General features: G+C 68.0%; 29 protein-coding genes. 27 read left to right on the top strand and 2 right to left on the bottom strand.

Going from position 1 to position 23,393, the window contains the following annotated elements; all coding sequences use genetic code 11:
* The first annotated feature begins 175 nt into the window (after nucleotides 1-175).
* Nucleotides 176-595: a DUF983 domain-containing protein gene (locus tag ACE3S9_RS00210; RefSeq protein ID WP_374544408.1), complete on the top strand. Its 420-nt coding sequence runs from the start codon at nucleotides 176-178 to the stop codon at nucleotides 593-595.
* A gap of 323 nt (nucleotides 596-918) precedes the next feature.
* On the top strand, nucleotides 919-1,356 hold the full coding sequence (locus ACE3S9_RS00205; protein WP_374544407.1) for a thermonuclease family protein: 438 nt from the start codon (nucleotides 919-921) through the stop codon (nucleotides 1,354-1,356).
* 3 nt (nucleotides 1,357-1,359) lie between these two features.
* Here ACE3S9_RS00205 and ACE3S9_RS00200 read toward each other — a convergent pair whose 3' ends face one another.
* Together ACE3S9_RS00200 and ACE3S9_RS00195 are read right to left on the bottom strand one after the other, a co-directional pair.
* Complete coding sequence (locus ACE3S9_RS00200; protein WP_374544406.1) at nucleotides 1,360-2,376, bottom strand: nucleotidyl transferase AbiEii/AbiGii toxin family protein; 1,017 nt, start codon at nucleotides 2,374-2,376, stop codon at nucleotides 1,360-1,362.
* The gene (locus tag ACE3S9_RS00195) at nucleotides 2,369-2,962 is read right to left on the bottom strand and encodes a DUF6088 family protein (protein WP_374544410.1); all 594 of its coding nucleotides are present in this window, start codon (nucleotides 2,960-2,962) and stop codon (nucleotides 2,369-2,371) included. Before ACE3S9_RS00195 ends, ACE3S9_RS00200 begins: the two co-directional genes overlap by 8 nt.
* 233 nt (nucleotides 2,963-3,195) lie before the next feature.
* Here ACE3S9_RS00195 and ACE3S9_RS00190 point away from each other — a divergent pair, with 233 nt between their 5' ends.
* The 25 genes from ACE3S9_RS00190 (at nucleotide 3,196) to ACE3S9_RS00070 (ending at nucleotide 23,347) form a co-directional block, all read left to right on the top strand.
* Nucleotides 3,196-4,146: an ArdC family protein gene (locus ACE3S9_RS00190; protein WP_374544405.1), complete on the top strand. Its 951-nt coding sequence runs from the start codon at nucleotides 3,196-3,198 to the stop codon at nucleotides 4,144-4,146.
* Complete coding sequence (locus ACE3S9_RS00185) at nucleotides 4,146-5,093, top strand: hypothetical protein (protein WP_374544404.1); 948 nt, start codon at nucleotides 4,146-4,148, stop codon at nucleotides 5,091-5,093. The genes ACE3S9_RS00190 and ACE3S9_RS00185 overlap by 1 nt, the downstream gene beginning before the upstream one ends.
* Before the next feature lie 159 nt (nucleotides 5,094-5,252).
* Entirely contained in the window at nucleotides 5,253-7,376 is a 2,124-nt protein-coding gene (locus tag ACE3S9_RS00180; protein ID WP_374544403.1) for a ParB/RepB/Spo0J family partition protein, read from the top strand.
* A 56-nt stretch (nucleotides 7,377-7,432) separates the two neighbouring features.
* Nucleotides 7,433-7,654, top strand: coding sequence for a hypothetical protein (locus tag ACE3S9_RS00175; RefSeq protein ID WP_374544402.1), 222 nt, complete (start codon nucleotides 7,433-7,435; stop codon nucleotides 7,652-7,654).
* A 69-nt stretch (nucleotides 7,655-7,723) separates the two neighbouring features.
* Complete coding sequence (locus ACE3S9_RS00170; RefSeq protein ID WP_374544401.1) at nucleotides 7,724-8,140, top strand: hypothetical protein; 417 nt, start codon at nucleotides 7,724-7,726, stop codon at nucleotides 8,138-8,140.
* Nucleotides 8,137-8,400 carry a DUF6117 family protein gene (locus ACE3S9_RS00165; RefSeq protein WP_374544400.1) on the top strand — a complete coding sequence of 88 codons (264 nt, stop codon included), beginning with the start codon at nucleotides 8,137-8,139 and terminating at the stop codon, nucleotides 8,398-8,400. The genes ACE3S9_RS00170 and ACE3S9_RS00165 overlap by 4 nt, the downstream gene beginning before the upstream one ends.
* Entirely contained in the window at nucleotides 8,397-8,693 is a 297-nt protein-coding gene (locus ACE3S9_RS00160) for a hypothetical protein (RefSeq protein WP_374544399.1), read from the top strand. Before ACE3S9_RS00165 ends, ACE3S9_RS00160 begins: the two co-directional genes overlap by 4 nt.
* A 151-nt stretch (nucleotides 8,694-8,844) precedes the next feature.
* Complete coding sequence (locus tag ACE3S9_RS00155) at nucleotides 8,845-13,176, top strand: strawberry notch-like NTP hydrolase domain-containing protein (protein ID WP_374544397.1); 4,332 nt, start codon at nucleotides 8,845-8,847, stop codon at nucleotides 13,174-13,176.
* Nucleotides 13,176-14,216: a toprim domain-containing protein gene (locus ACE3S9_RS00150; protein ID WP_374544396.1), complete on the top strand. Its 1,041-nt coding sequence runs from the start codon at nucleotides 13,176-13,178 to the stop codon at nucleotides 14,214-14,216. Before ACE3S9_RS00155 ends, ACE3S9_RS00150 begins: the two co-directional genes overlap by 1 nt.
* A gap of 299 nt (nucleotides 14,217-14,515) precedes the next feature.
* Nucleotides 14,516-15,442, top strand: coding sequence for a DUF2493 domain-containing protein (locus tag ACE3S9_RS00145; RefSeq protein ID WP_374544409.1), 927 nt, complete (start codon nucleotides 14,516-14,518; stop codon nucleotides 15,440-15,442).
* A gap of 86 nt (nucleotides 15,443-15,528) precedes the next feature.
* Nucleotides 15,529-15,783, top strand: coding sequence for a plasmid stabilization protein (locus tag ACE3S9_RS00140; RefSeq protein ID WP_374544395.1), 255 nt, complete (start codon nucleotides 15,529-15,531; stop codon nucleotides 15,781-15,783).
* A complete protein-coding gene (locus ACE3S9_RS00135; RefSeq protein WP_374544394.1) occupies nucleotides 15,780-16,202 on the top strand; it encodes a type II toxin-antitoxin system VapC family toxin in 423 nt (140 codons plus the stop codon). Before ACE3S9_RS00140 ends, ACE3S9_RS00135 begins: the two co-directional genes overlap by 4 nt.
* A gap of 260 nt (nucleotides 16,203-16,462) precedes the next feature.
* The gene (locus ACE3S9_RS00130; RefSeq protein WP_374544393.1) at nucleotides 16,463-16,630 is read left to right on the top strand and encodes a hypothetical protein; all 168 of its coding nucleotides are present in this window, start codon (nucleotides 16,463-16,465) and stop codon (nucleotides 16,628-16,630) included.
* 142 nt (nucleotides 16,631-16,772) lie between these two features.
* On the top strand, nucleotides 16,773-17,213 hold the full coding sequence (locus ACE3S9_RS00125; RefSeq protein ID WP_374544392.1) for a hypothetical protein: 441 nt from the start codon (nucleotides 16,773-16,775) through the stop codon (nucleotides 17,211-17,213).
* Nucleotides 17,214-17,813: 600 nt separating this feature from the next.
* On the top strand, nucleotides 17,814-18,137 hold the full coding sequence (locus ACE3S9_RS00120; protein ID WP_374544391.1) for a DUF736 domain-containing protein: 324 nt from the start codon (nucleotides 17,814-17,816) through the stop codon (nucleotides 18,135-18,137).
* Between the two features lie 184 nt (nucleotides 18,138-18,321).
* The gene (locus tag ACE3S9_RS00115) at nucleotides 18,322-18,576 is read left to right on the top strand and encodes a hypothetical protein (protein WP_374544390.1); all 255 of its coding nucleotides are present in this window, start codon (nucleotides 18,322-18,324) and stop codon (nucleotides 18,574-18,576) included.
* Nucleotides 18,577-18,657: 81 nt separating this feature from the next.
* The gene (locus tag ACE3S9_RS00110) at nucleotides 18,658-18,924 is read left to right on the top strand and encodes a DNA -binding domain-containing protein (RefSeq protein WP_374544389.1); all 267 of its coding nucleotides are present in this window, start codon (nucleotides 18,658-18,660) and stop codon (nucleotides 18,922-18,924) included.
* 116 nt (nucleotides 18,925-19,040) lie between these two features.
* A complete protein-coding gene (locus ACE3S9_RS00105; RefSeq protein ID WP_374544388.1) occupies nucleotides 19,041-19,265 on the top strand; it encodes a transcriptional regulator domain-containing protein in 225 nt (74 codons plus the stop codon).
* On the top strand, nucleotides 19,240-19,815 hold the full coding sequence (locus ACE3S9_RS00100) for a DUF2285 domain-containing protein (RefSeq protein WP_374544387.1): 576 nt from the start codon (nucleotides 19,240-19,242) through the stop codon (nucleotides 19,813-19,815). The genes ACE3S9_RS00105 and ACE3S9_RS00100 overlap by 26 nt, the downstream gene beginning before the upstream one ends.
* A gap of 140 nt (nucleotides 19,816-19,955) precedes the next feature.
* Entirely contained in the window at nucleotides 19,956-20,237 is a 282-nt protein-coding gene (locus ACE3S9_RS00095) for a helix-turn-helix transcriptional regulator (RefSeq protein ID WP_374544386.1), read from the top strand.
* Between the two features lie 18 nt (nucleotides 20,238-20,255).
* Nucleotides 20,256-21,386 carry a replication initiator protein A gene (locus tag ACE3S9_RS00090; RefSeq protein ID WP_374544385.1) on the top strand — a complete coding sequence of 377 codons (1,131 nt, stop codon included), beginning with the start codon at nucleotides 20,256-20,258 and terminating at the stop codon, nucleotides 21,384-21,386.
* A complete protein-coding gene (parA, locus tag ACE3S9_RS00085; RefSeq protein WP_374544383.1) occupies nucleotides 21,383-22,036 on the top strand; it encodes a ParA family partition ATPase in 654 nt (217 codons plus the stop codon). The genes ACE3S9_RS00090 and parA overlap by 4 nt, the downstream gene beginning before the upstream one ends.
* A complete protein-coding gene (locus tag ACE3S9_RS00080) occupies nucleotides 22,033-22,287 on the top strand; it encodes a hypothetical protein (protein WP_374544382.1) in 255 nt (84 codons plus the stop codon). Before parA ends, ACE3S9_RS00080 begins: the two co-directional genes overlap by 4 nt.
* Nucleotides 22,284-22,805 carry a DUF2840 domain-containing protein gene (locus tag ACE3S9_RS00075; RefSeq protein WP_374544381.1) on the top strand — a complete coding sequence of 174 codons (522 nt, stop codon included), beginning with the start codon at nucleotides 22,284-22,286 and terminating at the stop codon, nucleotides 22,803-22,805. Before ACE3S9_RS00080 ends, ACE3S9_RS00075 begins: the two co-directional genes overlap by 4 nt.
* On the top strand, nucleotides 22,802-23,347 hold the full coding sequence (locus tag ACE3S9_RS00070; protein WP_374544380.1) for a S26 family signal peptidase: 546 nt from the start codon (nucleotides 22,802-22,804) through the stop codon (nucleotides 23,345-23,347). The genes ACE3S9_RS00075 and ACE3S9_RS00070 overlap by 4 nt, the downstream gene beginning before the upstream one ends.
* Nucleotides 23,348-23,393: the final 46 nt, after the last annotated feature.

The raw sequence follows: 23,393 nt of genomic DNA, 5'->3' as shown, positions 1-23,393 counted from the left end.
CCGGATCGCGTCTTCCAGCGCCCTGAGTATGGACTTGTAGAGGGGCCCGTCACCTCGGCGGACGGAGGACAGCCAGGAGTCAGGTCGGGGAGCCAAGCTTGATGCTCGCGAGAAATCCATGCAATATATCCACATTGCATGGATTTAAGCTCCAGACAATCCAGGACCGCCGCCCATGACTGACATCTCCACAGGCCCGACCTCGCTCAGCGCCGGCCTCCGCTGCCGGTGCCCCCGCTGCGGCCAGGGCGGACTGTATTCGGGGTTCCTGAAGATCGCTGAGGCGTGTGAGGTGTGCGACCTGGCGTTCGATTTCGCCGAACCCGCGGATGGCCCCGCCTTCTTCGTCATGACAGGTGTGGGAATCGCGGTCATCGCCGCCTGGGCGGTGTGGGTGGTCGCTGCGCAGCCGCCGGTCTGGGCGCAGTTCGTCACCGTCTTCCCCGCCCTGCTGGGCGGGTGCCTGGCCACCTTGCGGCCGGTCAAGGCCTGGCTGGTGGCCGAGCAGTACGTTCGCAAGGCCGGCGAGGCGCAATGGCTGAGCACCGGCGCCCACGGCAAGGCGCCGGCCAGCTACAAGCGCAAGGGCTGGTAGTCCGCGGCCCGAGGGCGCGGCTAGCGGCCTATTCCCACTCTATTATTAATGAGCGGGATAACCCTTTGAAATCATGGCATTAAAAATATTTTTTGCCGCAATATACCGTCAGCCGTCCCGCTAAAACGGCTGGCTTTTGATATTGCTGGACTTTTCCCGGAAACCCCGAAAAACCGTACTTTCGGGAACTATCGTCAAGCGAGGAATGCAGGAAACAATCCGACTCGGTCCGTGCATCCCGCCGATTTCACGACGTAGCTCTATCATCAATGCCATCGATTGTCACCGGACCTGGCGCCTGAAGCGGAAGTGAGAACACGACTATGCGGATCGCAATCGGCCTGGCGTTGCTGGGAGCACTGACCATGGCGACGGCGGCCAAGGCCGATCCCTGCAAGGCCATTCCTGACCATGGCCCGATGCCGTCGTATCTCCATCGCGGCGCGCACTTCTCCGGCCCCGTGGTCTATGTCGGGGACGGCGACTCCCTGTGCGTGGCCGTGGGCCAAGGGCCAGCGAACTGGGTGGAGATACGACTGGAGGATTTCTACGCGCCCGAACTCCACTCCCCTGGCGGTCCCGACGCCAAGGTCGCGCTGGAAAGGGTCGCCATGGGCCGAGACGCCGAGTGCGTCGCCAATCACCAGTCCTACGATCGTGTGGTGGCCACCTGCCGGATCGGCGGGCGCTCCATCGGCGACCTGATGAGAGCAGCCGGCGCTATCGAGGGCGGCAATGGATACGCCCAAGGCAAGCCCTAGTTCTTATTTGGCCGCGCTGTTCGCCCGCGCGGCGATGTCCGCGCATCGCGCCATGAGCACCTCGAAGGGTTCGGCGTCGTCGAAGAGCAGCCCATCATCGACCATGCGGGCATAGTCGTCCTCCAACGCCTTCGCGCCATCGCCGACCGGCACGAGCTGCAAACCGCCGTTGACGGCCGCTGCGTAGTCGATCGGCGTGCGGTCGGCGGCCTTCTCCGCGAAGAACATCGACTTGTGCCGAGCGACCGCGTTGGCCAATTCGCGATCGGCGAACGCGGCTTCTGCGAAGCCAGCTTCGTCCAGCCGGACGACATCGTGCCAATGTCGTGCGAAACGGTCGCCGCGCAACCGCTCCTGGAGGCAGAAGACATGGATGGCGGTCGCCTTCTCCCAGAAGGTCCGCGCCGCGTGCATGACGCGCGGCCGCGCTGCCGGGAATATCAGCCCGTCGATCAGGCCAGCCGCATCGCAGACGACGTCGCGCAGGCTCGCCGGTTCACCCGTCGAGCGCGCGCCGAACTCCAGCATGACGCTCGGAGCCACATAGCCGGACCCGGCCGCGGTCGCCTCATAGTCGATGAAGAGCTTCTCATCCTCGACGCGGATAGCCGCCGCCAGACCTTCGGCGGCCAGCGCCTTCGCGATCACGGGCTGCACAATCTCCGCGACCCAGACCGGCAACCGCCGGCGGACCTCGCTGGACCAGCGCTTCTCCTCGCTTCGGGTTTTCGGCAGCCCCTCGCCATCGTCCCCGACCAGATCGGGCGCGATCGCTCGAATGTCGTAGGTCAGATCCACATCCTCTGAAAACCGGCGGATGACCCGATAGGCTTTCGACAGCGACGTGCCGCCCTTGAACACCAGATGCTCGCCGAGCGGCGCGGCATAGAGGGTCGCCAGCGCCCACACCACCCACACATCCTTTTCGAGAAGATGGGCAGGACGGCCCGAGCGGTCGGCCGCGACGCCCAGCGCGTCGCGCCGGTCCCCGGCCGAGAGCTGGAGAAAGACGTCAGCCATAAGCCGCCTTTCCGACGCTCTGTGCGAGCCATGTCGGAAGCTGAGGCGCGGCGGCGACCAGCTCGCCGAACACGCCGGGCGGCATCTTCCGCTTCAAGGTCGTGAGCGCGGCCTCCGCCTTTTCCGGGCCGAGCCAGGCCAGCGCCCGCACGGCCTCCCCTGCCGGCCGATTGGCCAGGGCCAATTGCCAGCGCGGCGCGTGCCGCAACTCCACGACCTGCTTGCCGAGGTGCATCGTCCGGCTGCGCCCGGACGTCAGATAGACCGAGCGGACAGGCACCTGCGTCGTCAGGCCGAGGGCGTTCGCCGCCGCGGCGCCGTTCGAGACGATGATCTCTCCCTTCTGGGTGGCGAGCGCCTCGACAGCCTGCTCGACCGACGGCGTGCGCGCGCCGAACCGGCTGGCGATGGGACGCAGATAAACGCCGCGACCGGCGCGGATGAGCTGCCCGCGCTCGGCCAGGCGCGACAACGCCTGATCCACGGCCGCCCGGTTGCCGAGGTGAAGCAGGCCCTTGGCGGACACGGGGGCGCCTTCGGCAAGCCCCGCCGCATGCGCCAGAATCTGTTCGGTCAGCCGTGTCATCGCCTTTCTCCTGTCGGAAATATACGCGAGTTTCTGACAGTTTTCAAGGAAGCCATTGAGAACAGACCGGATACGGGGAAAGGCTTCCCCCACGGCCGAGCCAGGGTCTCGGCCGCCCCCTTCTGCGGGGAGAGCCCCGCAACGCCCCCTGTAGAGTGAGAGTGCGGACCGGGTTTCCGTGACGGGTTGAGGGCTGGAGAAGAGGTCTCCGGCGCCCGTCGCGGAGAACCGCGATGTTCAGGAATGACCGCAATCGGCGCGCCGGTCCCGACCGGGCGAGCCTTTACGACGACATCACCGGCAAGATCATCGCCGAGCTGGAGGCAGGCCGCTTCCCCTGGGTCCAGCCCTGGGGATCGGCCTCGGTCAAGGCGCCCCTCGCCATGCCGAGGAACGCCGCGACCGGGCGGCAGTATTCGGGGATCAATGTGCTGATCCTCTGGGGCGCGGTGATCCAGCACGGCTTCCCCGGCCAGAGCTGGCTCACCTTCCGCCAGGCCCTGTCCCTGGGCGGCAATGTCCGCCGGGGCGAACACGGCACGACCGTCGTCCATGCCGACCGCTTCACGCCGGAGGACGAGAAGCGGCGCGCCCGCGAGACCGGCGAGGAAGCCGCGGCGATCCCGTTCCTCAAGCGCTTCACGGTGTTCAACGCGGCGCAATGCGACGGCCTGCCGGAGGACGTCGCCATCGTCGCGCCGCCGCCGCCGCCCGGCCTCATCGAGCCGAAGGTCGAGGCCCTGATCCGGGCGACGGGCATCGACTTCCGCATCGGCGGCGACCGCGCCTTCTACGCCCCGGCGCCCGATTATGTGCAAGTCCCGACACCCCAGGTGTATTTCGAGCCGATCAATTGGCATCGGACGGCCCTGCACGAGCTGGGGCACGCCACGGGCCACCCCTCGCGCCTGAACCGCGATTTGTCGGGCTCCTTCGGCTCGAAGAAATACGCCTTCGAGGAGCTGGTCGCCGAGATCAACGCGGCCTTCTGCTGTGCCTCGCTCGGCATCACGCCCACCGTCCGCCATGCCGACTACATCGGCTCCTGGCTCGAAGTGCTGCGCGAGGACAATCGCGCCATCGTCCGCGCCGCCTCCCAGGCGAGCAAGGCGGCCGACTGGCTGCTCGGGTTTCTGCCCGACGCCGATGTCGGCCTGTCCGACGACGAACGGGAGGCGGCGTGATGAACGCCCCCGTTTTCCCCGCTCTGACGCCGTCCGCCGAACAGCAGGCGTCCATCCGCCTGCGTGTCCTCAGCCTGGGCGCCGGCGTCCAGTCCACCACGCTCGCCCTGATGGCCGCGCACGGCGAAGTCGGCCCCATGCCGGATTGCGCGATCTTCGCCGATACCGGCTGGGAGCCGAAGGCGGTCTATGAGCATCTCGCCTGGCTGCGATCGCCCAACGTCCTGCCGTTCCCCGTCCATGTCGTCTCGGCCGGAGACCTGCGCGCCGACCTTCTCGCCGGCGCGCGCGGCGAGCGGTGGGCCTCGATCCCGGCCTTCACCCGCACCGTGACGCCGGCAGGCGCGGAACTGCCCGTCTATGACGCGGACGAGAACGGCGATCTCGTCGCCGTCGGCTCCCGCATCGTGCCGACCGAACGGGTCGGGGTCGGCATGATCCGCCGTCAATGCACCGGCGATTACAAGATCGCGCCAATCCGCCGGAAGGTCCGCGAGCTGCTCGGCATCGCCGGCCGGCGCTCGCCGAAGGCGCCCGTCGCCGAGCAATGGATCGGGATCTCGCTCGACGAGGTGCTGCGCATGAAGCCGTCATTCGAACCATGGCAGCGCAACCGCTGGCCACTGGTCGAGCAAGGCATGACCCGCCAGGACTGCCTGCGCTGGCTGGATCGGCACGATTACCCCCTGCCGCCCAAGAGCGCCTGCATCGGTTGCCCGTTCCATTCCGACGATCATTGGCGGCGGATGCGCGACCGCGATCCCGAGGCTTGGGCCGACGCCGTGTTGGTGGATGCCGCCATCCGCACCGGGTTCCGGGGGATTCGTGGTGAGGTCTATCTCCACCGTTCCGCGGTCCCGCTCAACCAGGTCGATCTTTCGACCGAGGCCGATCGCGGCCAGCTCGATCTCTGGCCCAACGAGTGCGAGGGCCTCTGCGGGGTGTGACGATCCTGAAACCGGAAAGGCGGAGACGCGGGTTTCCGGCTTCACGCCTTTCCGCCTCTTCGGCGCGGCCCTCTTGAGAGTGAGAGGGCGGCGCTTCGCTTCGTGACGGGTTGGAGGTCGAGAGAGAGGCTCCCGGCCGCCCGTCGCGGAGTAAGGAACATGGCGACTGCCATTCAGAAGATCACCCTGTCGTCGGCGCGCGACATCCCCTTCAACAAGCTGGTGCTGAGCCAGGCCAACGTCCGGCGCGTCAAGGCCGGCGTCTCGATCGAGGAGCTGGCCGAGTCCATCGCCCGGCGCGGCCTCATCCAGAGCCTGCATGTCCGTCCCGTCCTCGACGCCGATGGCGCCGAAACCGGGATGTTCGAGGTGCCTGCCGGCGGCCGCCGCTATCGCGCGCTCGAATTGCTGGCGAAGAAGAAGCGCCTGGCCAAGACCGCGCCCGTGCCCTGCGTCGTCGGCGACGCCAACAGCGACATCCTCGTCGATGAGGTCTCGCTGGTCGAGAACATGGAGCGCGCGCCGCTCCACCCGCTCGACCAGTTCCGCGCCTTCCAGGCCATGCGCGACAAGGGCATGACCGAGGAGGCCATCGCCGCCGCCTTCTTCGTCGGCGTCAATGTCGTGAAGCAGCGCCTGCGTCTGGCTTCCGTCTCGCCGGCCTTGCTGGAGATCTACGCCGACGACGGCATGACGCTCGAACAGCTCATGGCCTTCACCGTCAGCGCCGACCATGCCCGCCAGGAACAGGTCTGGGCGACGATCAAGGACGGCTGGCAGAAGGAGCCCTATCACATCCGCCGGATGCTGACCGAGACTACGGTGCGGGCGTCCGACAAACGGGCTGTCTTCGTGGGCGTCGAAGCCTACGAAGCGGCCGGCGGCGTCGTGCTGCGCGACCTGTTCCAATCCGACGATGGCGGCTGGCTGCAAGACGCGGCCCTGCTCGACCGCCTGGTGGCCGAGAAGCTCAAGGTCGTCGCCGACGAGATCGCGGACGAAGGCTGGAAATGGGTCGAGGCCGCCCTGAGCTTTCCCTACGGCCATGAGCACGGGCTTCGGGAGCTTGTCGGGACCACGGTCGACCTGACCGAGGAGGAACGCGCGACCCGCGAGGCGCTGCGCGACGAGTATGACCGGCTCGAAGCCGAATATGCCGAAGCCGACGAATTGCCGGACGAGATCGACGCGCGTCTCGGCGAGATCGAGCAGGCGCTCGACGCCTTCGAGCAGCGCCCGGCGATCTACGATCCGGCCGACATCGCCATCGCCGGCGTCTTCGTCAGCCTCGACGCCGACGGCTCGCTGTCGGTGGATCGCGGCTATGTCCGTCCCGAGGATGAACGCCCGGCCGAGCCCGAAGGCGACGATGCGCCGGAGACGGACGGCGGCGCCGGCCATTCGGCCGCGCCCGCCGTTCAACGCGCCGTCGTCACCGTCGGCGGCCAGGCCGCGGAGCCGGAAGACGACGAGGACGATGGCGTCAAGCCGCTGCCCGAGCGCCTCGTCGTCGAGCTGACCGCGCATCGCACGCTTGCGCTGCGCAACGCGGTCGCCGTGCATCCCGACGTCGCCATGACCATGCTGCTGCACAAGCTGGTCAGCGACACCTTCCGGCGCACCGCACCGACCGGCTGCCTCGAGGCCAGCGTCCGTCATATCTTCTTCTCCGCGCAATCGGAGGAGCTGAAGGACAGCGCGCCGGCGCGCGAGATCGCCGAGCGGCACGAGCACTGGGGCGATCATGTCCCCGGAGACGACCAGGCGCTGTGGGACTGGCTCTCGTGTCTCGACCCCGGCACGCGCCTCGATCTGCTCGCCCATTGCGTCAGCTTCGGCGTGAACGCGCTGTTCGAGCGGCCGAACCCTTACGGATCGGGCGTCAGTCAGCATGGGCTGGATGTCCGCCTCTCGCAGGCCGACCGGCTGGCGCGCGCCACCGGCCTCGACATGGCGGCGGCGGGCTGGAAGCCGACGGTCGGCAACTATCTCGGCCGCGTCACCAAGCCCCGCATCCTCGAAGCCGTCCGGGAGGGCGCGGGCGAACGGGCCGCCCAGCTCATCGACCATCTGAAGAAGGGCGACATGGCCAAGGAAGCCGAGCGCCTGCTGGCCGACACCAGCTGGCTGCCCGAACCGCTGCGCCTGGCGGATCTCGACGGCGGCCAGGCCGCGGAGACGCCCGCCGACGCGGCGCTGCCGGATTTCCTCACTGAGGATGGCGACGAGGAAACTCCGCTCGAAGACGAGGACGACGAGCTGGCGGCGATCGCGGCCGAATAACGAGCACAGGTGGGGAGCGGCGCAAGTCGCTCCCCCATTTTTCAAGGAGACATTCCATGATCGAAGAGAACGCGCCCACTTCTCGCCGCGTCGTCTTCCAATATCTCGTGCCCGTTCACGTCGAGGTCGAAGACGGCTTGGTCAGCCGCGTCGTCGTGATTGACGAAACACCGGTGCGCGATCCGAGCTTCGTCGAAGGTGATGCGGCTTACCTGACGGACGCTGCTGCCGCAGCCGATGACGGCCAGCCGTGGCCGTCCTGGCAGTTCGGCTACTGACCCCATTTCCCCTTCATCCCCACCACAAGCCCGGCCTCACGCCGGGCTTTTTCGTTTCAGGAGCCTGACATGGCGAACTACTTCACCCATTTCTCGTGCCTACTCAATGTCGGCACACCCGAGAACGCCGCCCGCGCGCTCGATCTCTACAACAAACTCTCTGAGGAAGGCGCATCGGAGGAGCCGCCGTCCGAGGGCTTCCTTCTTTCAATCGAGCCCGAGCACGGCGGCGCCCAGCTCTGGATGCACGACGAGGAGACCGGCGATCCCGAACGCCTGATCCAGTTCGTGAAGCTCTGCGCCGCAGAATTCGGCCTCACCGGGCGCTGGGGCTTCCAATACGCCGACACCTGCTCGCGCCCGCGCGTCAACGCCTTCAGGGGCGGCGCGCACGTTCTCGACCTCGCCACCGGCGAGACCGTGGACTGGATCTACACCGATGGCTGGCTCGCCGAGACCATCGCCGGCGAAGGGGGACCGCTATGAGCATCCCCTCTCACGCCCGGAGCAATTTCCAGACCCTGCTGCGCGCGGCGGGCGACGGCGCCCTCGCCCTCATGGAGTGCCTCGACGCCGTGACGGGCGCCCCGCGCTACGTCATCTGCGCCGTGGGGCGGGACAATGGCGATTACGTCTTCACGCCCTTCGGCCATCTCGCCGACGGCAATCCCTACGACGCCTATCTGCCGCCCGATCCCGACGATCCCGAAGGCTTTGTGCGGCCCGAGACGGGAGAGGCGCCATGATCGACATCGACGCCATCTTCGCGGCGGATCGCCAGCATCCGCCGCAGGAACGATCCCTGCCCTGGCCGGAGACCAGAGGCGGCGTCACCGTCGTCATCGAGCCCAAGCCCCATTGGGCCAGCGACATGCGGGCGTTCCGATCCGATGTGCGGGAATATTGCACCTATGCCGATTGGACCGCGAACGGCGCCCGCGCCAGGTTCTTCGGCCACGTCGACACCTGCGGCGATGACCTGATCCGCAAGGCCCGCACGCTCGTCGCCGGCGAGATCGCGGACGGGCTCTGGACCTGATCCTCGAAAAGCGCCCCGCCTCACGGTCGGGCGCTTTTTCCATGTCGGCGTCTTGAGAGTGAGAGGGCGGCCGGGACGGGTTTGAGCCGATGCGGTCGAGAGAGAGCGCCGCGCGGGCTCGCCCATTCCCGCTCTCTTCGAGGTTCCCACCATGACCATGACTTCCGCATCCGCGGCGGCGTCCGCCGCCGCGCCGCTTCCGCTCGGCCCCAGTCCCGAACCCTCCGCCGCCATCTTCTCGGCCGCCGGCCTGCTCCTGCCCCGTCTCGAACGCGGCGAGCGCGTCGACGCCGCGACCCTGCGCGCGGCGATGGAGACCGCCTTCGGCGCGTCCGACGCCGCTGGCGCCTGGGACTGGAAGACGGCCTATGACGCCTGCGAGGCCGCGACCGTCCTGTTTCTCCGCAAATACGGACGTGCGCTTTTCCGCAAAGCCGGGTCGCCGGCTTCCCGACTTTCCGCGCTGTCGAAAATCGCCAGCCTCTTGCCGACGCATACGCGGCGGTCGGCGGAGAGCCAGACCTTCCAGCAATTCTCGACGCCGGTCCCGCTCGGCCTGGTCGCGGCCCACGCCGCCGCCATCACCCCGGCCGACCGTGTGCTGGAACCGTCGGCGGGCACCGGCCTTTTGGCGATCCTCGCCGAGATCGCCAGCGGCTCGCTCGTCCTCAACGAGCTGGCCGACACCCGCGCCAACCTGCTGTCGCTTCTATTTCCCGCTATTTCCGTCACCCGCTTCGACGCGGCGCAGATCGACGATCATCTCGATCCCGCCGTCACGCCCAGCGTCGTGCTGATGAATCCGCCCTTCTCCGCGATGGCCAATGTCGAGGGCCGCGTGGCGGACACCGCCTGGCGCCACATCGCCTCGGCGCTGGCGCGTCTCGCTCCCGGCGGCCGCCTCGTGACGATCACCGGCGCCAGCTTCGCGCCCGACAATCCCATGTGGCGGGACGCCTTCATCCGCTTGCAGGAGCGCGGGCGCATCGTCTTCTCCGCCGCCATCGACGGCTCGGTCTATGCCAGGCACGGCACGACGTTCCCGACGCGCCTGACCGTCATCGACAAGCGGCCCGCCGACGATCCGGCCATGTTCCCGGTCCCGCCCGGCGTCGCCCCGGACACCGCCACGCTGCTGGGCTGGCTCGACGATCACCTGCCGAAACGGCTCGCCGTCGATCCCTCCGTCACGGTCCCGGCTGTCGCGCCTTCCGCCCCTCGCAGTGTGCGCGGCTATATCAATCGCGCCGCCAAGGCCGTCCCGGCGACCGCGCCGATGGCCGAACCGGAGGGCCTGCCGCTCGCCTATGAGACCCTGGACGGGCTGGCCGGCGAAGGCGGGCGCCTGTCCGATGGCATCTATGAAGAATACGGATTGCAGGCGATCCGTATCGTGGACGCTCAGGCCCATCCGACACGGCTGGTCCAGTCGGCCGCGATGGCTTCGGTCGCGCCGCCCAAGCCGAGCTATCGGCCGCGCCTTCCCGTCAACATCCACGACCTCCTGTCCGACGCCCAGCTCGAGACCGTCATCTATGCCGGCGAGGCGCACGCCGATCATCTCGCCGGATCGTGGACGGTGGACGCCACCTTCGATGTCGTCACCGCCGCGCGCGAGGACGCCGCGAACGCCGTGCGCTTCCGGCGCGGCTTCATGATCGGCGACGGCACCGGCGTCGGCAAAGGCCGCCAGTCCGCCGCGATCATTCTCGACAACTGGCTCCAGGGTCGCCGCAAGGCGGTGTGGATCAGCAAGTCCGACAAGCTGATCGAGGACGCCCAGCGCGACTGGTCGGCGCTCGGCATGGAGCGCCTGCTGGTCACGCCGCTGTCGCGCTTCCCGCAAGGGCGGCCGGTCACGCTGCCCGAAGGCGTCCTGTTTACGACCTATGCCACGCTACGCTCCGACGACCGGGGCGAGAAGGTTTCGCGCGTCCGGCAGATCGTCGAATGGTTGGGCTCCGACTTCGATGGAGTCCTCATTTTCGACGAGGCGCACGCGATGCAGAACGCCGGCGGCGGCAAAGGAGAACGGGGCGACGTCGCCGCCTCGCAACAGGGTCGCGCCGGCCTGCGTCTCCAGCACGCCTTGCCGAACGCCCGCGTCGTCTATGTCTCGGCGACCGGCGCCACCACGGTCCACAATCTCGCCTACGCCCAGCGGCTCGGACTGTGGGGCGGCGAGGACTTTCCGTTCTCGACCCGGGCCGAGTTCGTCGAGGCGATCGAGGCCGGCGGCGTCGCGGCGATGGAGGTTCTGGCCCGCGACCTGCGCGCGCTCGGCCTCTACACCGCCCGGTCATTGTCCTTCGACGGGGTGGAATATGAGCTGGTCGAGCACGCGCTGACGCCCGAACAGACCCGCATCTACGACGCCTATGCCGGGGCCTTCGCCATCATCCACAACCATCTGGATGCGGCGATGGAGGCGGCCAACATCACCGGCGCTTCCGGCACGCTGAACCGGCAAGCCAAGTCCGCCGCCCGCTCGGCCTTCGAGAGCGCCAAGCAGCGCTTCTTCGGCCACCTTTTGACGTCGATGAAAACCCCGACGCTGATCCGCTCGATCACCGCCGATCTGGAAGCCGGCCATGCCGCTGTCATCCAGATCGTCTCGACCGGCGAGGCGCTGATGGAACGCCGGCTGGCCGACCTGCCGACCGAGGAATGGAACGACGTTCGCGTCGACATCACGCCGAGGGAATATGTTCTCGATTACCTCGCCCATTCCTTCCCGGTGCAGCTCTACGAGCCGTTCACCGACAGCGAGGGCAATCTGTCGTCGCGGCCGGTCTATCGCGACGGCCAGCCCGTCGAAAGCCGCGAGGCCGTGGCGCGCCGCGACGAGCTGATCGCGCAGCTCGCCAGCCTGCCGCCGGTTCCCGGCGCGCTCGACCAGATCGTCCAGCATTTCGGCACGGACCTGGTGGCCGAGGTGACGGGCCGCTCGCGGCGCATCGTCCGCAAGAAGGACCGCCTCGTCGTCGAGAACCGCGCCGCCGCCGCCAATCTCGCCGAGACCCAAGGATTCATGGATGACCAGAAGCGCATCCTGATCTTCTCGGACGCCGGCGGCACCGGCCGCAGCTATCACGCCGAGCTTTCGGCGCGGAACACGCGCCTGCGTGTCCACTATCTGCTCGAACCCGGCTGGAAGGCCGACGCCGCCATTCAGGGGCTTGGCCGCACCCACCGCACCAACCAGGCGCAGCCGCCGCTGTTTCGGCCCATCGCCACGGATGTGAAGGCCGAGAAGCGCTTCCTCTCCACGATCGCGCGGCGCCTCGACACGCTGGGCGCCATCACCCGCGGCCAGCGCCAGACCGGCGGCCAGGGCCTGTTCCGCCCCGAGGACAATCTGGAAAGCGCCTATGCCCGCGATGCGCTGCGCCAGCTCTATCTGCTGATCGTCCGCGGTAAGGTCGAGGGCTGCTCGCTCGCCCGCTTCGAGGCGTCGACCGGCCTGAAGCTGATGGACACGAACGGCGTCAAGGACGAGCTGCCGCCCATCACCACCTTCCTCAACCGGCTGCTGGCCCTGACCATCGAGCTTCAGGGCGTCCTGTTCACCGCCTTCGAGCAGCTCCTCACCGCCAAGATCGAGGGCGCCATCGCGGCCGGCATCTACGACGTCGGGCTGGAGACGCTGACCGCCGAGGGCTTCAGCGTCACCGGCCGCCAGACCATCTACACCCATCCGGGCACGGGGGCCGAGACCCGGTTGCTCACCATCGCCCAGCGGACCCGCAACCGCCCGGTGATGCTGGACGACGCGCTCGCCTATCTCGGCGAACCCGGCGCCAGGCTCTTGGCCAACGAGCGGTCGGGCCGCGCCGCCGTCCAGATCCAGGCTCCCTCCATCATGCTGGACGACGGCGAGATCGAACGCCGTGTCCGGCTGGTCCGGCCGATGGAATCGCACACCGTCCCGGTGAAGATGATGGGCGAAACCCATTGGACCGAGGCCGACCGCGACGCCTTCGCCGCCGCCTGGGCCGCCGAGGTCGCCGCGGTGCCGGAGTTCTCCGACAGCACCATCCATATCGTCACGGGCCTGCTGCTGCCGATCTGGAAGCGGCTGCCGGACGAGTCGACCCGCGTCTATCGGCTCCAGACCGACGAGGGTGAAAGGATCGTCGGCCGCAAAGTCTCTCCCGCCTGGGCGGCCAACGCCACCGCGACCGACACGGCCACGCTCGCGCCCGCCGACGCCTTCACGGCGCTGATGGATGGCCGCACCATCCTCGACCTCGCCGAAGGGCTTCAGCTTCGCCGCGTCCGCGTCATGGGCGCCGAGCGCATCGAGCTGTCGGGCTTCACCGACACGATGCGCGAACGGCTCACCGCCTACGGCCTCTTCCACGAGATCATTTCGTGGAAGCTCAGGATGTTCGTGCCGACGGACGCCGGCGGCGTGGGCGTGCTGGAGCGTGTGCTGGGCCGCTATCCGGTCCAGCGCATCGGCGAACGCGAGGCGGCGTGATGACTCGTCTCGACGCCTCCGATCTGGCGACCCGTCTCGGCCGGGAGGCCGAGGCGGTATGCCGCCATTATCTCGACGCCGGCCGTCGCCAGGGCAATTACTGGCAGGTCGGCGACGTGCGCAACACGCCCGGCCGCTCGATGTTCGTGCGGCTCAAGGAGACGGCGAAGGGAGCAGCGGGCAAATGGACCGACGCCGCCACCGGCGAGCATGGCGATCTGCTCGACGTGATCCGGGAGAGCTGCGGCCTCGTCGACTTCGCCGATGTCGCCCGGGAAGCCCGCAGCTTTCTCAGCCTGCCGCGTCCCGAACCTCCGCCGGCGACGAAGAAGCGACCGAGCACGCCAGCCCCGTCGGGATCGGCCGAGGCGGCAAGGCGGTTGTTCGCCATGTCGCAGCCGATCGGCGGCACGCTCGTAGAAGCGTATCTCCGCAATCGCGGCATTACGGCTTTGCACGGAACCGGAAACCTCCGCTTCCATCCCCGCTGCTATTACCGGCCCGACGATCATGGCCCGACCGAGACCTGGCCGGCGATGATCGCCGCCGTCACCGATCTGAAGGGCGCGATCACCGGCGCGCATCGGACCTGGCTCGCCCCTGACGGCTCCGACAAGGCGCCGATCGAAACGCAGCGCAAGGCGATGGGCGACCTGCTGGGTCACGCCGTCCGCTTCGGGATCGCCGGCGAGGTGATGGCGGCGGGCGAAGGTATCGAAAGCGTCCTGTCGGCGCGTCAGGCGATACCGCACATGGCGATGGCGGCGGCGCTCTCCGCCGCCCATCTCGCCGCCATCCTGTTCCCCGAGACGCTGCGCCGACTCTATATCGTCCGCGACAACGACCCGGCGGGCGACGGCGCACGCAACAGCCTTGTCGAACGGGCGAACGCGGAGGGGATCGAGGCCATCGTGCTCTCGCCGATGCTGGAGGACTTCAACGAGGATCTCCGGCGCCTTGGCCTTGATGCGATCCGCGCCAATCTGCGGGTGCAGCTCGCGCCGCAGGACGTCGCCCGCTTCACGGTCCTGACGGCATAGTCGCCGGCAAGGTGCGCCGGGGTCGCCGTCATCGCGCCCGCTCGGATGCGTTCAGCCCTCGGAAGAGGACCGCACCTCGGCCTTCGAGAGGGCGATCGGCCCACAACCGGGCCGGGCCGGCAATGGCGGCGGCCGACTATTTTCCGGCGCGTCCCTTCGGGCCGCTTTCCATCGCGAGACAAAATAGCCGGCCTTAGCCATCGAGGCCCTCGCTTCGCTCGGCCTGCCGACCCGCCCCGCCCGTGGGCTTCGTCGCCATGAAGGCCGCGACGGTCGCGGTCCAACCGACGGAGCATCCCATGAGCGAACATGACGACTACGAACCCGAACACAGCGCATCGCCGACCGACCATGTCGTGCAGGAGCTTCAGCTCTACGGCTACCGCCCCTCCGAAGACGAAGCCGATCCTCGCCCCGTGCCGGAAGACCGCATCATCGAAAGCGCCGTCGCCGACATCTTCGACGCCCTGATCTCCACCGTGGCCGACACCAGCCTCGATCCCGACCTCGACGATCTCCTCTGGTCCACCGTCAATATGTTCCATCGCGCCGTCGAGCGGGCCGACCGCAAGCTGGACGACAACGAGCAGGAGCAAAAGCGCCTCCAGCGTGAACAGGATGGCTCCGAGGTCAAATCCGTCCAGCTCGAACGCCTGATCGAGCATGGGCGATCGCTGATCGAACGGCGCGACAGCCTGGAAGTCTTCCGCGACAGCGCCGCCGACCACTACCTTCACGCCACCGGCTCACCCTGGTCCCAGCGCACGGGATCGCGCGTCAGCCACCGCCACCTCACCGCCGCGATGATCGACAGCCGCGACTTCATCGCCGCCAAGCGCCGCAGCGAAGCCGCGGTGCTCGTGCCCGCAGGGCCGAAGATCGCCTTCTCCGGCGGCGACACCGCCGACCACAAGCTGATCTGGGCCAAGCTCGACCAGGTTCACGCCAAGCACCCCGACATGGTGCTGATGCACGGCGGCTCCCCCAAGGGCGCCGAAAAGATCGCCGCGCGCTGGGCGGAAACCCGCAAGGTGCCGCAGATCGCCTTCAAGCCCGACTGGACGAAGCACGCCAAGGCCGCGCCGTTCAAGCGCAACGACGCCATGCTGGCGATCATGCCGATCGGCGTCCTCGTCTTCCCCGGCACCGGCATCCAGGACAACCTGGCCGACAAGGCCCGCAAGCTCGGCATCCCGGTCTATCGGTTCGGATCGGGCGGCGCGTGAGCGCCGCCCATACCCCGCCATCTTGAAAATGATGGCAATTTCACTATACTGCTATCAACACTATCAGTTTCCCAGGAGGCGCTATCATGCCTGCCGTCACCATTCGCAACCTGTCCGAGGAGACGCACCGCGCCCTGAAGGTCCGGGCGGCGCAGCACGGCCGTAGCGCCGAGGCCGAGATGCGCGACATTCTCGAAACGGCTGTTCGGCCCGCAACCCGGCTGCGGCTTGGCACGGCGCTCGCCGAGGCCAGCCGCCGCATCGGCCTCACCAATGAGGACGTCGAGGCGCTCGAACGGACCTTCGATCGCACGCCCGCCGAGCCCATGAGCTTCGAATGATCCTGCTCGACACCAATGTCGTGTCGGAGACGATGAAGCCGGCTCCGAGCCAAATGGTCCAACGCTGGCTCGACGAGCAGGCCGCCGAGACGCTCTATCTTTCGAGCGTCACGATCGCGGAAGCCATGTTCGGCATCCGCACCATGCCCGACGGCAAGCGCAAGCAGGGGCTCGCGGAGGCTCTCGATGTCTGGATCGGCCTGTTCGAGGGGCGCATCCTGCCCTTCGATCTCGATGCCGCCCGGCACTATGCCGATCTCGGCGCTTCCGCTCGCGCATCGGGGAAGGGATTCCCGACACCTGACGGCTACATCGCGGCCATCGCCGCCTCCAAGGGCTTTGCCGTCGCGACCCGAGACCCCAGCGCGTTTCATGCCGCCGGCCTTGAGGTCATCGACCCCTGGGCCACGGTCATCTGAGCGAGGGCGACGCCCCAGGCGGAGCGAACCTCGAACGGCTTGCGCCCCGGCCCCTGCCGCGGATCTCCCCCCGCTTCAAATGCGCTGATCCTTGGTCCGGCCCGAGGACCTGACGCCATCAACCCGTAAAGGGTCGGACTACGCATGCGCGTGCCGCCGCTCCCGGCTTGCGCCTCTCGCGGTGATTGCGGCCCTCGGCCGAACACATCGGGCGCCTGTCAGCGGGGGATGGACCTCCGCTCGAAACAGGAGCCGGGTCGATGTCCCTCGAAACCGCACACGCCTTCGCCTTCAGCCTCGCCACCACCCTGATGGCCGTCATCGTCATCTTCCGCGCCGGCGACGGCACGCTCTCTGTCACGCCCTCCAGCGAATATGACGGCGACCTCTCGCAGATCGTCCGCGAGATAGACCCCTTCGTTCCATGACGGGGCGAAGATCCTCGCCTGCGGGACTGAAACCTCATCGGTTTCGGCTCCCACGGGCGTCGATGTTTTGCTATGATCCCCGACGCGCCGTGGTGGTGGTGGAAGGCGCGACCGTCAGAATCGTTCTTTCGGAGGAACCACCATGATCTTTCTCGGCATCGTCCTTTCCATCGCGGCCATCGGCTTCTTCTGCTGGCTTCTGTTCACGCTCGCCGTTTTCGCGCTGCCCTTCTTCGCCGGCGTCACGGTCGGCGCCTGGGCCTATCACACCGGCGCGGGCTGGCTCGGGGCGATCGTGATCGGCGTCATCGGCGCAGGACTGACCCTCGGTATCGGGCAGCTCCTGCTCATGGTCGTGCGCCCGCTTTGGGCGAAGCTTCTGATTGCGCTCGTCTTCGTCGCGCCCGCCGTCATCGCCGGCTATCACGCCACGCATGGCATCGTGAAGCACACCATGCCGTCAGAGACCTGGCAGGTCGTCTTCTCCGTCATCGGCGCGGTTGCAGTCGGCGTCACCGCGTTCATGCGGGTCGCGGGCATGGCGGCCACCAGCCCATCCAGCCAGAGCCTTGCTCGGGCCTAGCATCATCACCATCCCGGCGGTTGGGGCGGGACCAGAACCGCAATGCCGATCCCCCTTGTCGTCATTCCGTTGGGATGGAGACGGCGGTGATACCCGGATCAAGCAGAGGCCAGGAGCGCGGCTGTCCTCATCGGAGCGTCGAGCCATAACGCCGTTCAGCGTGAGGCTGGTCAGCACGACGCTGGGGGCGTTTTCGTCGACGGCGCGGGGGGACGAAATAGCGCAAGCTGTCCTGTCCGAGAGAAGCGCAAGCTGTCCTGTCCGAGAGAGGAGTGACGAAGCCGGTGAGAACCGATCGCGTCTGCCTGCCGGTCGCAGAAGGGCCGCCATCGTCTCCGTTTCTCCCGTCTTCAGACCGCTCCAAACGGCCTCTTCAAATGGCTTGATCTGGCCGAAAGTCGGCTGCGCCTCGACCGCCTATGGCGCAACAGCCGCGTCAAACTTTCTTCCCCTGCCGGCTGCGCCGCCATTCCTCGCGAAACAAGAAAGTCCTCCTTAGCTGTCAGGCCCCTGCGGGGTGCGCCGTCGGTCGCCTCCGGCCTGTCGATCGCCATCGAGGCCGCAATGGTGCGGGCTCGAAAACGGAAATGGAGACTTACAATGGCGACCATCGGCACCTTCAAGAAGACCGGCTCGAACGAGTTCACCGGCGAAATCGTCACCCTCAGCGTCCAGGCCAAGGGCGTGCGCATCGTCCCCGACCAGCGCGCCACCGGCGAAAACGCCCCCAGCCACCGGGTTCTGGTCGGCCGCGTCGAGATCGGCGCAGCCTGGTCCAAGCGCTCCAACGAGGGCCGCGACTACCTGGGCCTCAAGCTCGACGATCCGAGCTTCAACGCCCCCATCTACGCCAACCTCTTCGACGACGAGGACAGCGACGGCTACTCGCTGATCTGGTCCCGCCCGACCCGCCGGGCGGACTGACCCACCGAGCAAGGCCCCGGCCGGACAGGCCGGGGCCTTTGTCTTGCCCGCGCCCGAATCGGCGACGCCGCCGAAGACCAGAGCGGACGAGCGCCCCGTCGTCCGGCCATCCCGCGGCGCCAAGAACGACTAAAATAGCCGTAGTTCTGGCAGGGGCTTAGTGGCCGATGGGAGGTGATCGTTCATGATCACCGCCCGACAATCACGGGCCGCACGCGCGTTGCTGGGATGGACACAGGAGACGCTCGCTGACCAGGCCCGCACATCACTGACCGCCCTCAAGCGTCTCGAATCCGAGAACGATCTGGAGGTGTACGAGTCTACGCGCGATCTCGTTCGCAGGGCGCTGGAAGCCGCGGGGATCGTCCTGCTGTCGACCGACAAGGGGCAAGGCGTGCTGTTGCTTCACGACCGGAACGATCCGCCGCCGAAGCGTTGAGCGCCCGCCGCCGCCGGCGCCGCAAGAGAATTTCCCAGCGTTGCTGTTAACGGAACTCCGTCGAGCGATTATAGTCGCCCTATGGGACAGCAAACGCCCGCATTTCTCGACGAGCCGCCGATCAGCCCGTCGCTCACGGCCTATGACCGTGAGCACATGACGCTCTATTTGCGTTTGCTCGACTCGGCCCGCGACGGCGCCGACTGGCAGGAGGCCGTCCAGGTCATTTTCGGCCTTGATCCCGCGCACGATCCGCAGCGCTGCCGTCATGTTCACGACTCGCATCTGGCGCGGGCGCGCTGGATGACGGAACAGGGCTACCGTGAGTTGACTCGTCCTCGACATTGACCGCCGCGATGCCGATTGGGCATCGCTCTTTGCCCATGGCCTAGGTTCCGCCGGGCGGCCTCGTCAGGAATCCTGATTCCCCCACAAGTGCGAAAAAATGCCGAGGGAGGATCGTAATGACACCGAGTGCAGCGGGATGGCGTTCGTCCGACGCCTATGAGCATGTCGCCGAGATGAGCGCGTCCGATCTCGCCTGGGAGTGGCTCCGACGCAACGATGCCTATGACGAAGACTACCAGGAATTGAGCGAGGCGAAGGCCGACCTCCAGACCCTGACCGACAAGATCCGGCGGCGATGGGGGTTGCGATTTCCCCGTGGACCCGCTGGCGCCTCCATCTGAAGCCCGCATCGTCTGGCTGCCCGAGGACGATACGAGCGCCGTCTTCCTGCGGCCGGCTCCCAGGCGTCTCGTCACGGACGGCGATCCGCGACCGGCCTTCGACGTCGCCTACCGCATCGCAGACGATGACGAAGACGTCCTCCTCTACGACCTCGGCGACGGCCAGCGCCTCCAGCTCGTCGTCGAGACGGCCGCGTCGATCGGCAAGCCCCTCGCCGCAGTCATTCCCCTGAACCGCGAGGGATTCGACCGGCTCGAATCCCTTTATCGCCTGCTGGCGGCCCTTCACGGCCGGACCATCCCGCCCGACACACGGCTGACCGCGCAACAGCGCCTGCGATTGCGCAGGATGCTGCAATGCTTCGACGGCTATCGTGATGGCGCGACGCAGCGCGAGATCGCGCAGGTCGTCTTCCACATCGCCCAGCTCGATCGCCAGGCGTGGCAGGACGCTTCCGCCCGCCACGCCATCAAAACCCTGCTGCGGGATGCGCGCGCCATGATCGCCGGCGGCTATCGCGCTTTGCTGCGACATCGCCGGCCAGGCTGATCGCGCCGACGCCATAGCCGGTGGGCGATTTTAGGCCCCCCTGACTTCGCCCTGCATCTCGCCGGTCCTGCTTCGCCATCGTGGCCTTCGTCCGCCGCTCATCGCCAGCGGCCTTCACGAAGCTCACGGAGGCCCCATCCATGCGACCCGACCTCGCCGTTCTCCCGCCGCGCTTCCTGCGCACCAAGGAAGCCGCCGAGTTCCTCAGCCTTTCCTCGCGCACCCTCGAAAAGCACCGGACCTACGGCACCGGCCCAGCCTATCGCAAGCTCGGCGGTCGCGTCGTCTATGCCGTCGACGATCTCGAAGCCTGGGCCGCGCGCGGCGCCGTCACCTCGACCTCCGATCCGCGCGGCTCGATCCTTCCCGCCAAGCGTCACACGCCCGCGCCGCCGGCCCGCGCCAGCCGACACCCGCGCTGATCGCCGGCGACCCCCCGAATGGCGGCGCGGCAACAGCACCTATCGGAGCGCGGACAGCTCGACCTGTTCCGGGCGCTCCCCGGCGAGTTCGCCGCCCGAGACGCGCAGGATCTCATGGCCTATCCCTTCTTCTCTCTCTCCAAGTCCCACCGCACCGCGCCGATCGACTTCTACGCCGCCGGCGTGTCGATCCGCGTCGAGGCCGTGCCCGATCATGGCATGGCGACCATCTGGGACGCCGACATCCTGATCTGGGCGGCGAGCCAGATCGTCGAGGCCCGCGACGCGAGCCTGCGCACCTCGCGCCTGATGGTCGCCACCCCCTATGAAATCCTAAAATTCATCGGCCGCGGGACATCCCTGCGCGACTACCAGCGCCTCAAGGCCGCGCTCGATCGGCTGCAATCGACGACGATCTGCACCTCGATCCGGCAACCCGCCGAGGGCCGGCGGCATCGCTTCTCCTGGATCAACGAGTGGAAGGAGCGCACCGACCGCAACGGCAAGCCCGACGGGATCGAGCTGATCGTGCCCGACTGGTTCTACCAGGCCGTCCTCGACGACGCGCTCGTGCTGACCATCGACCGCGCCTATTTCGGCCTGACCGGAGGTCTCGACCGCTGGCTCTACCGGATCGTCCGCAAGCATGGCGGCCGTCAGCGCAAGGGCTGGCGCTTCGACTTCCGCCACCTCCACCAGAAATCCGGCGCGCTCTCGCCCTTTAAGCGCTTCGCCTTCGAGCTGCGCGACATCATCCGCCGCCAACCGCTCCCCGGCTACACGCTGTTCCTGGAGATCGAAGCCGGCGGTCGCACGCTGCTGGCCTTCGAGCCGAGGCCGGCCTGTGGAAAAGCTGTGGACGGCTTCGTGCCATCGGGAACCCGAGGGCGCGTGCCATCAGGAACCGCCCTCTCGTGCCAACGGGAACCGAAACTCGCCTTAACGCGCGGAACGCAAAGCGAAAACCTCAGCCTTAACTTAGAGTCTAACGAAGAATCTAACCTTGAAGAGCGCGCCAGCGAGGTGGAAAACCTCGTCCGGCAAGCCACGAACGCGCTCAGCGTCACCGGCAAACGGCGCACCAAAGCCGCCGACACGCACCCCCTCCCGCAACGGCCCTTCAGCTCCCGTCCGGGAGGCCGCCGATGATCGTCGCGCTCCTCAACCAGAAGGGCGGCGTCGGCAAGACGACGCTGGCGCTCAATCTCGCCGGCGAATGGGCCGGGAGGGGAAAGCGCGTCACGCTGGTCGATGCCGACCCGCAAGGCTCGGCGCTCGACTGGTCGCAGCAGCGCGTGCGGGAAGGCGTCCCTCGGCTGTTCGGCGTCATCGGCCTGGCCCGCGACACGCTCCACCGGGAAGCGCCCGAGCTGGCGCGCGACGTCGATCACGTCGTGATCGACGGCCCGCCGCGCGTCGCCGGCCTCATGCGCTCGGCGCTGCTCGCGGCCGACCTGGTGCTGATCCCCGTGCAGCCGTCGCCGTTCGACGGCTGGGCCTCCGCCGAGATGCTGGCGCTCCTCGCCGAGGCGCGCATCTACCGGCCCGAGCTGGTCGCGCGCTTCGTGCTCAACCGTTGCGCAGCGCGCACCGTGCTCGCCCGCGAGACGGCCGAGACATTGGCCGATCACGATCCCCCCGTCCTTGCCGCCGCCATCGGCCAGCGCGTCGCCTTCGCGGTCGCCGCGCAGTCCGGCCGGCTCGTCTCAGAGCTGGACGACGACACGCCCGCCGCGCGCGAGATCGCCGCGCTGGCGGATGCGATCGACGCCCTCCGCATCGGGAAGGCGGCGCGATGAGCGTGCGTCCGCGCCGCAATGGCTTCGCCGCCCGGCCCGGCGATCCCGACCGCTGGATCAAGGCGGCCGACGCGCCGACGCGCGACGGCGACGCCAGCGACTTCACCGCCCGGCTCACCATCGACGTGACGCCGGCGCTGCGCGGCCGGATCAAGATCGCCGCCTTCGGTCGCGGCGTCACGGTCGCCGACATGCTGCGCGAGCTGCTCGCCCGCGAATTTCCCCCGACCACCGAAGGAGACCCATCATGACGAGCGCCGCGGTTCCCCGCGCGCAGGACGGCGCCACGCCGCGCGCGCAGCTCGCCGACCGTCTCACCCATGTCGAGCTGACCCATCTCGAGAAGCGGATCGAGAACTGGATCAGGTTCGGCCGCGAAGCCCATGAGCAGGTGCTCGATCGCCGCCGCCGCGTCCTCTCTTACCGGCCAGGCAGCCTCTTCGCTTTCGTGCGCTGGGCCGCCAACGACTTCGGCACGATCATCTCGCGCATCGACATCGTGCGCGCCACGGCGCCGGGCGAAGCCTACCAGACACTCCCCTTCGTGCGCCCCGGCGGCGAGATCCTGCTGAAGATCGAGGGCTGGCCCAAGGTCGAACAGGTGCTTCGCCACATCGACGCCGTGGAAGCCCTCGGCATCGACGCCTGCGACGTGGCTCCCGATCACTGGCGGCACGTCGGCAACCGGATCGGCGCCGGGCATGAGCCGCGCGCCTACACGCCGGAGCGCCATGCGGCGTGGCTCAAGCGGCGGGAGATCGCACCATGACCCGCTTCGGCTATGTCATGACGACCTACGTCCTGACGATGGCCATCGCCATCGCCGCCTTCATCCCCATCGCGCCGCGCCTCGTCTGGAACGCCTCCGCCAGCGTGCCGATCGGCCTCTATGACCTCGCACCGCCGCGCCATCTGGCGATCGGCGATCTCGTCGCCGCCATGCCGGACAAGCCGCTTTCCGACTTCATGGTCGGGCGCGGCTACATCGGCCGCAACGTGCCGCTGATGAAGCGCGTCATGGGCCTTCCCGGCCAGCAGGTCTGCCGCGCCGGCGACACCGTGACCGTCGACGCCGTGCCGCTCGGCGAGGCGCTCGACCGCGATCGGCTCGGCCGTCCGCTGCCCGTCTGGCAGGGCTGCCAGCGCATCGGCGACGGGCAGGTTTTCCTCATGAACCCCGATGTCCGCGACAGCCTGGACGGCCGCTATTTCGGCCCGCTTCCGGCGCGCGCCGTCATCGGCAAGGCGACGCCGCTCTACACCGACGAGGACGGCGACGGCCGCTTCGTCTGGCGCGCGGCGACACGCTGACCGCTTTCCGTCGTCGGGAGCGGTGCCCGCCGACGGCTTTCCAACC

Origin of the sequence: Rhodoblastus sp. (genome assembly GCF_041915505.1) — a bacterium.
Classification (GTDB): domain Bacteria; phylum Pseudomonadota; class Alphaproteobacteria; order Rhizobiales; family Beijerinckiaceae; genus Rhodoblastus.
This window is presented reverse-complemented; position numbering and strand designations above follow the sequence as displayed.

Excerpts from the sequence above, each read along its gene's own strand:
- ACE3S9_RS00150 (WP_374544396.1), top strand. The coding sequence starts at position 13,176 with ATGACTCGTCTCGACGCCTCCGATCTGGCGACCCGTCTCGGCCGGGAG.
- parA (WP_374544383.1), top strand. The coding sequence starts at position 21,383 with ATGATCGTCGCGCTCCTCAACCAGAAGGGCGGCGTCGGCAAGACGACG.
- ACE3S9_RS00175 (WP_374544402.1), top strand. The coding sequence starts at position 7,433 with ATGATCGAAGAGAACGCGCCCACTTCTCGCCGCGTCGTCTTCCAATAT.
- ACE3S9_RS00155 (WP_374544397.1), top strand. The coding sequence starts at position 8,845 with ATGACCATGACTTCCGCATCCGCGGCGGCGTCCGCCGCCGCGCCGCTT.
- ACE3S9_RS00090 (WP_374544385.1), top strand. The coding sequence starts at position 20,256 with ATGGCGGCGCGGCAACAGCACCTATCGGAGCGCGGACAGCTCGACCTG.
- ACE3S9_RS00130 (WP_374544393.1), top strand. The coding sequence starts at position 16,463 with ATGTCCCTCGAAACCGCACACGCCTTCGCCTTCAGCCTCGCCACCACC.
- ACE3S9_RS00120 (WP_374544391.1), top strand. The coding sequence starts at position 17,814 with ATGGCGACCATCGGCACCTTCAAGAAGACCGGCTCGAACGAGTTCACC.
- ACE3S9_RS00190 (WP_374544405.1), top strand. The coding sequence starts at position 3,196 with ATGTTCAGGAATGACCGCAATCGGCGCGCCGGTCCCGACCGGGCGAGC.
- ACE3S9_RS00165 (WP_374544400.1), top strand. The coding sequence starts at position 8,137 with ATGAGCATCCCCTCTCACGCCCGGAGCAATTTCCAGACCCTGCTGCGC.
- ACE3S9_RS00110 (WP_374544389.1), top strand. The coding sequence starts at position 18,658 with ATGGGACAGCAAACGCCCGCATTTCTCGACGAGCCGCCGATCAGCCCG.
- ACE3S9_RS00080 (WP_374544382.1), top strand. The coding sequence starts at position 22,033 with ATGAGCGTGCGTCCGCGCCGCAATGGCTTCGCCGCCCGGCCCGGCGAT.
- ACE3S9_RS00180 (WP_374544403.1), top strand. The coding sequence starts at position 5,253 with ATGGCGACTGCCATTCAGAAGATCACCCTGTCGTCGGCGCGCGACATC.
- ACE3S9_RS00210 (WP_374544408.1), top strand. The coding sequence starts at position 176 with ATGACTGACATCTCCACAGGCCCGACCTCGCTCAGCGCCGGCCTCCGC.
- ACE3S9_RS00160 (WP_374544399.1), top strand. The coding sequence starts at position 8,397 with ATGATCGACATCGACGCCATCTTCGCGGCGGATCGCCAGCATCCGCCG.
- ACE3S9_RS00095 (WP_374544386.1), top strand. The coding sequence starts at position 19,956 with ATGCGACCCGACCTCGCCGTTCTCCCGCCGCGCTTCCTGCGCACCAAG.
- ACE3S9_RS00135 (WP_374544394.1), top strand. The coding sequence starts at position 15,780 with ATGATCCTGCTCGACACCAATGTCGTGTCGGAGACGATGAAGCCGGCT.
- ACE3S9_RS00185 (WP_374544404.1), top strand. The coding sequence starts at position 4,146 with ATGAACGCCCCCGTTTTCCCCGCTCTGACGCCGTCCGCCGAACAGCAG.
- ACE3S9_RS00075 (WP_374544381.1), top strand. The coding sequence starts at position 22,284 with ATGACGAGCGCCGCGGTTCCCCGCGCGCAGGACGGCGCCACGCCGCGC.
- ACE3S9_RS00195 (WP_374544410.1), bottom strand. The coding sequence starts at position 2,962 with ATGACACGGCTGACCGAACAGATTCTGGCGCATGCGGCGGGGCTTGCC.
- ACE3S9_RS00125 (WP_374544392.1), top strand. The coding sequence starts at position 16,773 with ATGATCTTTCTCGGCATCGTCCTTTCCATCGCGGCCATCGGCTTCTTC.
- ACE3S9_RS00070 (WP_374544380.1), top strand. The coding sequence starts at position 22,802 with ATGACCCGCTTCGGCTATGTCATGACGACCTACGTCCTGACGATGGCC.
- ACE3S9_RS00105 (WP_374544388.1), top strand. The coding sequence starts at position 19,041 with ATGACACCGAGTGCAGCGGGATGGCGTTCGTCCGACGCCTATGAGCAT.
- ACE3S9_RS00170 (WP_374544401.1), top strand. The coding sequence starts at position 7,724 with ATGGCGAACTACTTCACCCATTTCTCGTGCCTACTCAATGTCGGCACA.
- ACE3S9_RS00205 (WP_374544407.1), top strand. The coding sequence starts at position 919 with ATGCGGATCGCAATCGGCCTGGCGTTGCTGGGAGCACTGACCATGGCG.
- ACE3S9_RS00115 (WP_374544390.1), top strand. The coding sequence starts at position 18,322 with ATGATCACCGCCCGACAATCACGGGCCGCACGCGCGTTGCTGGGATGG.
- ACE3S9_RS00140 (WP_374544395.1), top strand. The coding sequence starts at position 15,529 with ATGCCTGCCGTCACCATTCGCAACCTGTCCGAGGAGACGCACCGCGCC.
- ACE3S9_RS00145 (WP_374544409.1), top strand. The coding sequence starts at position 14,516 with ATGAGCGAACATGACGACTACGAACCCGAACACAGCGCATCGCCGACC.
- ACE3S9_RS00200 (WP_374544406.1), bottom strand. The coding sequence starts at position 2,376 with ATGGCTGACGTCTTTCTCCAGCTCTCGGCCGGGGACCGGCGCGACGCG.